Source organism: Mucilaginibacter segetis, assembly GCF_016522075.1.
GTDB classification, from domain to species: domain Bacteria; phylum Bacteroidota; class Bacteroidia; order Sphingobacteriales; family Sphingobacteriaceae; genus Mucilaginibacter; species Mucilaginibacter segetis.
This window is the reverse complement of the sequence record NZ_JAEHFW010000003.1, coordinates 65,954-77,745: the sequence shown is the minus strand read 5'-3', so window position 1 is coordinate 77,745 and position 11,792 is coordinate 65,954. Positions and strand designations below refer to the sequence as shown.

Sequence of the window (11,792 nt, the reverse complement as noted above, 5' to 3'; positions counted from 1 at the left end):
ATCTGATCTTTTCCCCTATCATGAAAAAAACTGTGTTATTTGCCCGTATTCTGCTCGGTCTTATTTTCTTAACATTTAGCATTGATGCAGTTCTGCATTTTTTTTCAGAAAATATCCTCGAAATACCAGACCTCAATAAAAAATCAAATATTTTTCTGAAAGCACTAATTGATACCAATTATTTTTTCCCTTCATTAAAAGTGATCGAAATTATCAGCGCTGTGTTTTTGATCATTAATCGTTATACGGCATTTTTCATCGCCTTATTATTTCCGGTAACATTAAACATTTTTTTATTCGATATTTTTTTAGGTACTCCCTTATTGCCTTTAGGTATACTAATGTTTATTTTGAACGCCTTTCTGCTGTATGCCTATCGCAGGTATTACAGCGCCGTATTTACTACTGTGCCTACGGTATAAATTTAAAAAATATTGAATAAAGGCGGCAACCGGGTATCTAAATGCCAATTATCGTAAAGCTTTCCGTGACCTGGCGCCGGCTATTGTACAGGCAAAGCCAAGGTCCGCAACCTTAACAGGTTTAACGCCTGCAAGCAAGTAATGCTATAAAGTATCTATTCCGAATTTAAGTGCAAGTTCATTCAGGTCATTTACAACGGCATCCACTAAAGGGATGCCATTTTTTATCCTGTCGATTTCGGCTTCAAGTTCCGGCTCACCGGGTATGATCACTTTCTTATCCGCATCAATGGTAGGGGCCGATTTAAAACGGGCTATCCAATTATCCATATCCGCTTTATACTCCTCAGCAGGGCGGAAACCATCCACCCGCATTGCACCTAAAAAATGGCCGATACCCTTACCCGGTGGATTAGCAGGAGGCTCCAGAAAAGCCACAAACGGCGGCACCCAAGGCCCGTACCCCGCCCCCGACAATACACCCGAAAGGATATCAACAGTAGCGCTCAGGCCGAATCCTTTATGGCTGCCATGCTCCTTATCGCTTCCTAATGGCAGCAGTGCCCCGCCGGATTTTAATGCAAAAGGGTCGGTAGTAAAATTCCCGGCGTTATCCTGCAGCCAGCCTTCTGGCACCTGCTTACCCGCACGCTGGGCTATCTCGAGCTTGCCGTTTGCCGCGGCAGAGGTGGCCATATCCACCACCACGGGTGGATATTTCCCTGCAGGGAAAGCATAACACATAGGATTAGTGCCTAATAAGCGCTCGCTTGAAAATGTCGGTGCCACCAGCGGACTGGCATTGGTCATGGCGAAACCGATCATATCCTGTTCAACCGCCATAAGCGCATGGTAACCCGCTATACCAAAATGATTAGAATTACGTACTGACACCCAACCCGAACCGTACTTTTCGGCCTTTTGTATAGCCACTTGCATAGCAAAGGGGGCAACAACCAACCCCAGGCCGGCATCACCATCAATGGTGGCTGTAGTGTACGACTCGTGTACAATTTTAATATCCGGCTGAGTGTTGATGCGTTGTTTCTCCCAAAGCCGCACATAGCCGCTTAAACGGGCCACACCATGCGAATCGATCCCCCGCAGATCCGACCTTAATAATACATCGGCAGCCAGTGTAGCATGATCCTCACTGCAGCCCATCGCCATAAAAATATCCAGTGTAAATTTTCGGAGTTTGGATTCGGAAATTAGCATAGAAGCAAATATACGGTAAGTATATTATTGTTAATCCTACTCCGTCAGCACGGTAAACTTAAAATCGAGTGGTTCAAAATTAAGGATGAGTTCATCGATAAAGAACTGCCCCCATTTTACATAGCTTAAGCCAAAATTTTCGGTACGCTCCTGCAAGCTATTCTTGGGGAAAAGATCTTTTTTTATGTGTTCTATTTGTTCTAACCGTATGTGATAGTTCTTCTTTTCGGCTTTTACCAGCTTTTTCTCCAGGTTATCCAACGCATGCTTTAAGCGGGCCTGTACAGCCGCTGCTGATGGTTCAAGTGTAGGGTCGATCTTATGGGAGCGCAGTTTTATTTTTTCAAAAACGCATTGTATCTCGCGCCACTCCTCATTCAGGGTAAGATCGTGGCTGCTGTGCTTTTTTACCCAGGTGCTTTTTATTTCGTCGGTTGGTTTAAATATGTCCGCCGCATTTAGTTCCATTGCCGCTATTTTAGCCGCAGTATCCTTGCGGATAACCAGTCCAGAGTTACGCAGTATCAGTATCGGAAAATCAACCCCATAAAAATCAAAGTTCGATTTCAGTTCCAGCCAGTACACTACTTCGGCACCACCGCCTACATAAGCTATATTGGGCAAAATGCACTCCTGATATAAGGGGCGCATCACCACATTCGGGCTAAAGCGTTCCGGTGCAGATTTTATTTCCTGCCGTAGTTCATCTTCACTGAAACTAATGTCCGTATTCAGCACACTATAGCGCCCTTCCTCAAACACCAACCGTTCGCGCATATTGTCCTTCAGGTAAAAAAAGTTTATCTCTCTTGGGTTTACCTGCGCGTGCACACCCAATTGCTGTAATTGCCCAATGGCTTCATTAATATTTTTAAAGCTGTTCTGCTCAATAATATCACGCTCCATTATGGGTGCGAATTGCTGTTTCAGCTGATGGTCATCGGCGTCAATAATTACTAAACCATATTGCCCGAACAGGGCATTAACCAAATAACGGGTAGCATCGGCCAGCTTATCAAATTTGGTATAGGCCGTTTCCACCATTTCTCCCAGTTCGGAAGAGTGCCCTTCTAAACCCAAAACACCTTTATATTGATTAATAGCCTGGCGCATGGTATCGGGGTTGATACGGCCGGTGGCACCGGTAGCCTCGTACCACCAGTGTACTTTTTTACCGCCTATGTTGGTATAATTGATCTCCGCGAAATCATGATCCTCAGAGGCCATCCAGTAAACGGGGACAAAATTCTTATCAGGGAAAGCGGCTTTTAGCTGGCGGCACAGTTTAATGGCCGTTACTATTTTATATATAAAATAAAGGGGGCCCGTAAATATATTAAGCTGATGTCCGGTAGTAACGGTATATGTATTGTCAGCCCCTAAAAGCCGAATGTTAGCATTTACTATACCGGCATAGGGTAAGGCCGGTGTGGCGTTATTTTGCCCGCCTGCTTTGCTGTATTGCGCGTTTAATACCTGCACCAGCAGATCACGGTTAGTGGTTACCTTTTTGTGTTCAAACAGTTCAGCAAAACCCTGCATATCCGGGCGGTAGCTGTAAAACGATCGCAGTTCCGGCACATTATCCAGGTAATCGGTAACAGTAGATGAAAAAAATCCGGTTTCTTTATAGTCTATACAGTCAGCGTCCATTTGTTTCAAATTTCGAAGGTTAATATGGTGTTTCACCTCCAATACTAAATTCGAATTTAGATTTTAAAATCCTAAAACTGACATCGTGAAAGTAAAATCGGTTTATTTTACAATTTGTCCATAAAGGTCAAAGTCTTCGGCATTGTCAATTTTCACATTAACAAAACTGCCGACGGCAGCGTAATCCATTCTGGCATCTATCAAAACCTCATTATCTACCTCGGGCGAGTCGTATTCAGTACGCCCTACAAAATAGTCGCCGTCTTTTTTGTCGATGAGCACTTTATAGGTATGCCCTATCTTCTCCTGGTTCTTTTCGAACGATATCCCCTGCTGTATTTCCATTATGGCATCGGCACGTTCCTGTTTTACTTCTTCGGGGATATTGTCTTCTAATGTATGTGCATGCGTTTTTTCCTCATGCGAGTAGGTGAAGCAACCTAAGCGGTCAAATCGGGTATCCTCAACCCATTGCGCCATATCTTCAAAATCCTGCTGAGTTTCGCCAGGATACCCTGTTATCAGTGTGGTACGTAATGCTATAGTCGGCACCTTGTCGCGAATGGCATTTACCAGATCAATGGTTTTTTGTTTGGTAATACCCCGGCGCATCGATTTAAGCATATTATCACTGATGTGCTGTAAAGGCATATCAAGGTAATTGCAGATATTTGAACGTTCGTTCATCACATCTAATACCTCCATCGGGAAACCGGAAGGGTATGCATATTGCAGCCTTATCCATTCCACCCCGTTTACGTCAGATAAGCGACGAAGCAACTCATCCAGGTTACGCTTTCCGTATAAGTCGAGCCCGTAATAGGTCAGGTCCTGCGCTATCAATATCAGTTCTTTGGTGCCGTTCTTTACCAGGCTTTCGGCGTTTTTTACCAATTCATCTATTGGTGTACTTAAATGCTTGCCACGCATTAGCGGTATAGCGCAAAAAGAACACGGGCGATTGCAGCCCTCGGCAATTTTAAAATAAGCAAAATGCGAGGGTGTGGTAAGCAGACGTTCGCCTATTAGTTCGTGCCGGTAATCGGCACCTATATTTTGAAGGATATTTTGCAGATCGTTTGTGCCAAAATAAGCATCAACATTAGTTATCTCGGCTTCCAGTTCGGGTTTATAACGTTCGCTAAGGCAACCGGTAACAATTACCTTACCCACTTTACCCTGCTCTTTTAACTCGCTGTACTGGAGTATGGTATCAATTGATTCCTGCTTGGCATTATCAATAAAGCCGCAGGTATTAATCACAATAATATCATCGCTGTTTACCTGCTCAGCCTCGTGTACCACATTAAAGGCGTTACCTTTAAGCTGGCCCATCAGCACTTCGCTGTCATAAATATTTTTGGAGCAGCCCAGGGTAACTACGTTTACACGTGGTTTTTGGTTAAGTATCGGCTTGCTTATTTCTTTCGTCCTCATATTGTCTCGTATAATCTCCTTCACTCCCCTATAGCGAGCAGTTTGTGCCTGTAAGGCTTAATTCTTAAACAGCGTATCTACAAATGCTTTTCTGTCGAAGAGTTGTAAATGATCTACCCCCTCGCCCACGCCAATATATTTTACGGGTATCTTAAACTGATCAGATATGCCAATTACTACCCCGCCCTTGGCCGTACCATCTAATTTTGTAAGTGCTAACGCGTTAACCGCGGTTGCCTCGGTAAACTGCTTACACTGTTCAATAGCGTTTTGCCCTGTTGAGGCATCAAGTACCAGCAAAATTTCATGTGGTGCGCCCGGCACTACTTTTTGCATCACATTTTTTATTTTGGTAAGCTCGTTCATCAACCCTACCTTGTTATGTAAACGGCCCGCCGTATCAATTATAGCCACATCATCACCATTGGAAACGGCTGAACGCAGGGTATCAAACGCTACCGAAGCCGGGTCGGAACCCATTGCCTGCGCCACTACTTTAACATCTACACGCTGCCCCCATAGTTTTAACTGATCTACCGCGGCAGCTCTAAAGGTATCCGCAGCGCCAAGCACCACCTGGTTACCAGCCTGTTTTAATTTATGTGCCAACTTACCAATGGTAGTGGTTTTACCTACACCATTTACCCCCACAACCATTATTACATAAGGTTTATGGTTACCGTATTCAAAATTCTGAAAATCGTTACTGTTATTCTCGGCCAGCAGTTGCTGTATCTCATCTTTTAACAAGGTGTTAAGATCAGCCGTATTTACATATTTATCCCGTGCTACGCGGGCCTGTATGCGTTCAATTATTTTAAGCGTGGTACTTACGCCCACATCCGAAGTTACCAGCACTTCTTCCAGGTCATCCAGCACATCATCGTCAACCGTTGAACGGCCTGCAATAACTTTAGTTATTTTTGAAAAGAAGTTGTCCTTAGTTTTTTCCAGTCCCGTGTCAAGTGCCTGTTGCTCCTGCTCGGTACTTTCCTTTTTTTTGAAAAAATCAAATAAGCCCATAGGTAATGTGCGGATAATAATTATGCTGATCGCAAATTAATGATTTTCAGGTTAAGATGCCATAAGTGCGGGCTCATGTACATCCTGTTGTTTAACAAAAAAAGCCCTCTCGTTAAAAACAAGACGGCTTTTATATTTCGGTCAAAAATTATTAAACCAGCGGAAGTGGTTTACCATCAATCACATCCTTAACAAATTCGTTAGGTACGATTTGCTCTTTGAATGAGTAAGCACCTGTTTTAGGTGATTTACGCATGGTAATAACTTTTGAAAACTCTTTGCCTGCTCCTGCTACTTTCAGCGTTGCAACTACTTTCTTTGCCATTTCTTTATTATTTTAATAATTGAGTGTTATTATACAAGCAATGCCGCCTTACAAATAACGCTCAACCAAATTATTTAATCTCTTTGTGTAAAGTTACTTTTCTTAAAACCGGATTGAATTTTTTCATCTCCAGTCTTTCAGTTGTATTCTTTTTGTTCTTGGTGGTAATATAACGAGACATACCGGGCATACCACTTGTTTTATGCTCTGTACATTCTAAAATTACCTGAACTCTGTTACCTTTCTTAGCCATCTTTTTATGTGTTGAAAGTTATGAGTTGTAAATTATTAGCGACATTATTGCAACTTATAATCTACAAACTACAACCTGTTATATATATCCTTTTTTTACAAACTTGTTGATGCAGGCTGTTATACCGTTTTTGCTGATAGTTTTAACAGCAGAAGTAGATACTTTTAAAGTTATCCATTTATCTTCTTCAGGGATATAAAACCTTTTAAGCTTCAAGTTTGGATAAAATTTACGTTTGGTTTTAGCGTTTGAGTTAGAAACGTTATTACCATTCATGTAGCCTTTTCCTGTTAAATCACAAATTCTTGACATGACAAATATTTTTTAATTCTTGCCCTTTTCCTAAAAAGAGTTTGCAAATATCAGGTTTTTAAGTGAAAAAGACAACAGTGTTTTCAATTATTTTCAAAAAACTTTTTTACTTACATTCTTCAACGTAAAATTGTAATTTACACGACCATACATAACCTATTATGCAAGTTAAATCATTTGAAGAATACCAGCAGGTATACCGCAAAAGCGTTGAACAGCCAGAAAAATTTTGGGATGAAATTGCTAACAATTTTTTATGGAAGAAAAAATGGGACAAGGTAGTAGAATGGAACTTTGTTGAACCTAATATAAAATGGTTTAAAGGAGCCAAGCTTAATATTACCGAGAATTGCCTTGACCGGCACCTCGAAAAAAATGGTGATACGCCGGCTATTATATGGGAACCTAACGACCCTACCGAGCACCATCGCATTTTAACCTATCGCCAGCTATATAATAAGGTTTGCCAGTTTGCCAATGTGTTAAAAAACAACGGCGCTAAAAAAGGCGACCGCATATGTATATATATGCCAATGGTGCCCGAACTGGAAATAGCGGTGTTAGCCTGTGCACGTATAGGCGCCGTGCACTCCGTTGTATTTGGCGGTTTTTCGGCGCAATCCATAGCCGACAGAATTAAAGATGCCGATTGCAATATCGTAATTACTGCTGATGGTGGTTTCCGGGGAAATAAAGTGATCGACCTGAAATCAATTATTGATGATGCGCTGGTTCAATGTCCGTCAGTTGAAAAGGTGGTGGTATTAACGCGTACCCGCACCCCTGTATCTATGCTTAAAGGGCGCGATGTGTGGTGGGAAGATGAAATAAAAAAGGTAGAGACCCAGGGAAATACGGAGTGCCCGGCCGAAGAAATGGATGCTGAGGATATGCTTTTTATCCTGTACACTTCGGGCTCAACAGGTAAACCCAAAGGCGTGGTACATACCTGTGGCGGCTATATGGTTTATACCGGTTATACCTTTAGCAATGCCTTTCAGTATGAGCCGGGCGAGGTTTATTTTTGTACCGCGGATATCGGCTGGATAACCGGTCACTCCTATATCGCGTACGGACCTTTATCGCAAGGAGCCACAAGTGTATTATTTGAAGGTATACCTACCTGGCCAAATAGCAGCCGATTTTGGGATATTGTAGAAAAATTTAAGGTAAATATTTTATACACAGCCCCTACTGCCATTAGATCCTTAATGAGCTTTGGCGACGAGGCATTAAAGGGAAAGGATCTGAGTTCATTAAAAAAACTGGGGTCAGTAGGCGAGCCAATTAACGAAGAGGCATGGCATTGGTTTGATGAAAAAATTGGCCACGGCAATTGCCCTATAGTTGATACCTGGTGGCAAACTGAAACCGGCGGATTCATGATATCGCCTATAGCGGGTGTAACCCCTACCAAACCCGGATACGCTACATTGCCATTGCCGGGCATACAACCCATATTGGTCGATGAGAATGGCAAAGAGGTAAAGGGTAATGGTGTAAGCGGGAATTTATGCATCCGCTTTCCATGGCCGGGCATGCTGCGTACTACCTACGGCGACCATGAACGTTGCCGCACTACTTATTTTGCGGCATACCCTAACCTGTATTTTACGGGCGATGGTTGTCTGCGTGACGAGGACGGATATTACCGCATCACCGGCCGTGTAGATGATGTGCTGAACGTGTCCGGACACCGCATTGGAACTGCCGAAGTGGAAAACGCTATAAATATGCACAGCAGCGTGGTTGAATCAGCAGTAGTTGGTTATCCGCATGATATAAAAGGACAAGGAGTATATGCATTTGTGATATGCCCAGACCAGGAGCATGAGCCTGAACTGACACGTAAGGATATATTGATGACCGTATCGCGAATTATCGGGCCTATTGCTAAGCCTGATAAGATCCAGTTTGTAAGCGGATTGCCTAAAACACGTTCCGGTAAAATTATGCGCCGTATTTTACGTAAAATAGCCGAAGGCGATACCAGTAACCTGGGGGATACTTCTACATTACTTGATCCGGGGGTGGTTGATGAAATTAAAGCGGGAGCCCTATGATTTCAGGGTCAATCATTAACTAATAGTTGTTTTTTATTACATAGAACCAAACTTTTTTCTGTTTAGCATGTTATCTATATACAACATCTAAATAGAAAACATTATGGACAAATTAGAATTAAAAGGTAGCTGGAACGAAATAAAAGGTAAAATCAAACAAAGCTACGGCGACATAACCGACGATGATTTAACAAGAGCTGAAGGTAAAGACGACGAAATGTTGGGTAAACTTCAGAAAAAAACAGGCAAAACCAGAGACGAATTAGTTTCGTGGATAAACAGCCTATAAAATTTAGTAAAAAGGGAGCTTAAAGCTCCCTTTTTTTATTTGTCTAAAATAATCCTAACTGCCCCTTATCATCCATATCTATATCATCCGGATTAGTAATTTCAAGATCGATCTTTTTTACCGTAGGGGGAGGCTCCGCTTGCTTAGGCTTTACCTCTTCATCCTGTATGTCCGGTTTAGTTTCCGGTTCAATATCTTTTTGCTTTTTTGATTCCGAAGTAATGATGATCTCAGTTTCCTCTACAGAATCAGGAGCAGGATCGGGTACATCACTCTCATCATCGTGTTCGGCAATAAGCTCCACACTTTTTATTTGATGAACCGATAAACGGTTGCCCATGGCTTTCATTCCCTTTACATCAATCAGGTCAGCCAAATTCAATTCCACAACTTCAGGTATCTGGGTTTTGCCTTTTAACTGTTCCACCTTTACCATAGGCTGTGCCGCTCCGGATAAAATGATCAGTTTAGATCCGCTTTCTTCGCTAATGATGCTGGTTTGTTTTCCAAGTACAGTATTATCAAAGGTAAACCGTTTGATCATGTAGTTTTTTGATTTACCATCATAATGCACAGCTGCGAATACTTTATCCGCATCATATTTTTCTATAAGTAAAAGCTTATCATCAAAATGATTATTGAGATCAAAATTACTTAGCTCATACAGGCCCGTACTCAGTACATTTAATATACGATCCTCCCCATCAAACTCGCCTAAATATTTACCCCTGCCATCTGCATTAAGGCGCTTTAAAATATCATCATACCAAATTTTACGCCCGGCCAAAGTAGATACTCCTTTACTTTTCAGCACTACTTTTTTTACAGGATACTTGGTAACCATATTACCTATGGAGTTACGTCCTTTTATAGCAAGCGAGGCAAAGTCTTCATCAAACTGCAGCTTTTTAAGTTTAGAATGAGGTTTAAGCTGCACATTTACCACCTCGGCCTCGCCGTTAGGGTTGGCGGTAAAGTATAATACTTTTGAACCCTTACTGCCTTTTGTAAGGTCGTATTCCTTATCGCGGGTAACCCCCGTAACCGAAAATCTTTTAATGTAACTTACACCGCTTTGCCCGTCTTTGTAGATCATGTTATAAACGGTACGTTCGTCATTCTTTTTAAACACCGCTACATGCAATATGTCCTTACCTACAAAAACCTTGTCCTGCACCTTGGTAACGCTGAATTTACCATCCGCTCTAAAAACAATAATATCATCAATATCCGAACAATCGCATACAAATTCATCTTTCTTTAAGCCAGTTCCTACAAAACCATCCTCCCGGTTAACATATAGCTTAGCATTATTTAAAGCCACCTGTGCGGCCTCTACTCTGTCAAAAGTGCGCAACTCTGTTTTACGTTCGCGGCCTTTACCGTACTTTTCCTTTAGTTTTTCGAACCAGGCAATAGTGTAATCGGTAAGGTGTTTAAGGTGATGCTTTACCTGTTTAATTTCCTGTTCCAGATTTTTGATCTGCTCGTCCGTTTTTTTAACATCAAAACGGGTAATACTGCTCATTGGCTTATCAATAAGCTTTTTATAATCTTCGGGCAAAATCTCGCGGTAAAACTGCGGGAAGAACGGCTCAAACAAGCGATTCAATACAGCAACCACATTGTCAAAATCCGATGAACTTTCATAATCCGGATGCTTATACATCCCTTCCTGGATAAATATTTTCAGCAACGAGCTGAAAAATATTTTCTCCATCAGCTCCTTTAATTTAATTTCAAGTTCCTGCTTTAAAAGCTCACGCGTTTTGTGGGTGCTCTCCGTCAGCATATCATTCACGCTCATAAAACGCGGCCTGTCGTCCTGGATAACGCAGGTATTGGGCGATATCGATACCTCGCAGGAGGTAAAAGCGTAAAGGGCGTCAATGGTAACATCAGGCGATATGCCCGGTGCCAGATGCACAACGATCTCTACATCCTGAGCGGTATTATCTTCAATCTTTTTAATCTTGATCTTGCCCTTATCATTGGCAGCTATTACGCTATCAATTAAACTGCCGGTAGTTGTAGTAAAGGGTATTTCAGTTATGACCAGCGTCTTTTTATCGCGTTCAACTATTTTTGCCCTAACCCTTATACGTCCGCCACGCTGACCCTCGTTATACGCAGATGCGTCAGCCATGCCCCCGGTGGAAAAATCGGGTAGCAGGTTGGGGCGTTCACCCTTTAAAACTAATATAGATGCATCAATCAGTTCAACAAAATTATGCGGTAATATTTTGGTGGCCAAACCCACAGCTATACCTTCGGCTCCCTGTGCAAGCAGTAACGGAAACTTAACCGGCAGGGTTATCGGCTCCCGGTTACGGCCATCATAACTTGCCTGCCATTCGGTGGTATCGGGGTTAAAAACTACATCCAGCGCAAATTTAGAGAGCCGTGCTTCTATATATCTCGGCGCTGCGGCAGAGTCACCGGTAACCGGATCGCCCCAGTTGCCCTGGCAATCTATCAGCAGATCTTTCTGGCCTATTTGCACCATGGCATCACCAATTGATGCATCACCATGCGGATGATATTTCATGGTGTTACCAATAACGTTAGCCGCCTTATTAAAACGGCCGTCATCCATCTCTTTTAAAGAGTGCAGTATGCGTCGCTGAACAGGCTTCAGACCGTCATTGATATGCGGAACTGCGCGGTCAAGTATTACATACGAGGCATAATCTAAAAACCAATTCTCATATAGTCCGCCAAGTGGTGTTACCTTATTAAGTTTCTTTTCTTCGTTATTTTCTGATGTATTATTTTGCTCAGTCTCTTCACTCATGCT

11 protein-coding genes are annotated in these 11,792 nt (G+C 42.4%); 3 read left to right on the top strand and 8 right to left on the bottom strand.

Features of this window, described 5'->3' with window-relative positions; genetic code table 11:
* Positions 1 to 20: 20 nt before the first annotated feature.
* Positions 21 to 422 (top strand): hypothetical protein, encoded by a 402-nt coding sequence (locus I5M19_RS14075; protein ID WP_200066999.1) that lies wholly within the window; start codon positions 21 to 23, stop codon positions 420 to 422.
* Between the two features lie 144 nt (positions 423 to 566).
* On the opposite strand, the gene I5M19_RS14070 is transcribed toward I5M19_RS14075, so the two are convergent.
* The 7 genes from I5M19_RS14070 to rpmB form a co-directional block, all read right to left on the bottom strand.
* The gene (locus I5M19_RS14070; protein WP_200066998.1) at positions 567 to 1,640 is read right to left on the bottom strand and encodes an Ldh family oxidoreductase; all 1,074 of its coding nucleotides are present in this window, start codon (positions 1,638 to 1,640) and stop codon (positions 567 to 569) included.
* A gap of 36 nt (positions 1,641 to 1,676) precedes the next feature.
* Positions 1,677 to 3,293 (bottom strand): bacillithiol biosynthesis cysteine-adding enzyme BshC, encoded by a 1,617-nt coding sequence (gene bshC, locus I5M19_RS14065; protein WP_200066997.1) that lies wholly within the window; start codon positions 3,291 to 3,293, stop codon positions 1,677 to 1,679.
* A gap of 102 nt (positions 3,294 to 3,395) precedes the next feature.
* Positions 3,396 to 4,730 (bottom strand): 30S ribosomal protein S12 methylthiotransferase RimO, encoded by a 1,335-nt coding sequence (gene rimO / locus I5M19_RS14060; RefSeq protein WP_200066996.1) that lies wholly within the window; start codon positions 4,728 to 4,730, stop codon positions 3,396 to 3,398.
* Positions 4,731 to 4,787: 57 nt separating this feature from the next.
* Positions 4,788 to 5,753 (bottom strand): signal recognition particle-docking protein FtsY, encoded by a 966-nt coding sequence (ftsY, locus tag I5M19_RS14055; protein ID WP_200066995.1) that lies wholly within the window; start codon positions 5,751 to 5,753, stop codon positions 4,788 to 4,790.
* Between the two features lie 151 nt (positions 5,754 to 5,904).
* On the bottom strand, positions 5,905 to 6,078 hold the full coding sequence (locus tag I5M19_RS14050) for a DUF4295 domain-containing protein (protein ID WP_200066994.1): 174 nt from the start codon (positions 6,076 to 6,078) through the stop codon (positions 5,905 to 5,907).
* A 70-nt stretch (positions 6,079 to 6,148) separates the two neighbouring features.
* Complete coding sequence (gene rpmG / locus I5M19_RS14045; protein WP_121246452.1) at positions 6,149 to 6,331, bottom strand: 50S ribosomal protein L33; 183 nt, start codon at positions 6,329 to 6,331, stop codon at positions 6,149 to 6,151.
* 78 nt (positions 6,332 to 6,409) lie between these two features.
* Positions 6,410 to 6,643, bottom strand: coding sequence for a 50S ribosomal protein L28 (gene rpmB, locus I5M19_RS14040; protein ID WP_200066993.1), 234 nt, complete (start codon positions 6,641 to 6,643; stop codon positions 6,410 to 6,412).
* Between the two features lie 161 nt (positions 6,644 to 6,804).
* Here rpmB and acs point away from each other — a divergent pair, with 161 nt between their 5' ends.
* Together acs and I5M19_RS14030 are read left to right on the top strand one after the other, a co-directional pair.
* Positions 6,805 to 8,706: an acetate--CoA ligase gene (gene acs, locus I5M19_RS14035; RefSeq protein ID WP_200066992.1), complete on the top strand. Its 1,902-nt coding sequence runs from the start codon at positions 6,805 to 6,807 to the stop codon at positions 8,704 to 8,706.
* A 103-nt stretch (positions 8,707 to 8,809) separates the two neighbouring features.
* Complete coding sequence (locus tag I5M19_RS14030) at positions 8,810 to 8,995, top strand: CsbD family protein (protein WP_200066991.1); 186 nt, start codon at positions 8,810 to 8,812, stop codon at positions 8,993 to 8,995.
* Between the two features lie 43 nt (positions 8,996 to 9,038).
* Here the strand turns inward: I5M19_RS14030 and I5M19_RS14025 are convergent, their stop codons facing one another.
* Positions 9,039 to 11,789: a DNA gyrase/topoisomerase IV subunit A gene (locus I5M19_RS14025; RefSeq protein ID WP_200066990.1), complete on the bottom strand. Its 2,751-nt coding sequence runs from the start codon at positions 11,787 to 11,789 to the stop codon at positions 9,039 to 9,041.
* Positions 11,790 to 11,792: the final 3 nt, after the last annotated feature.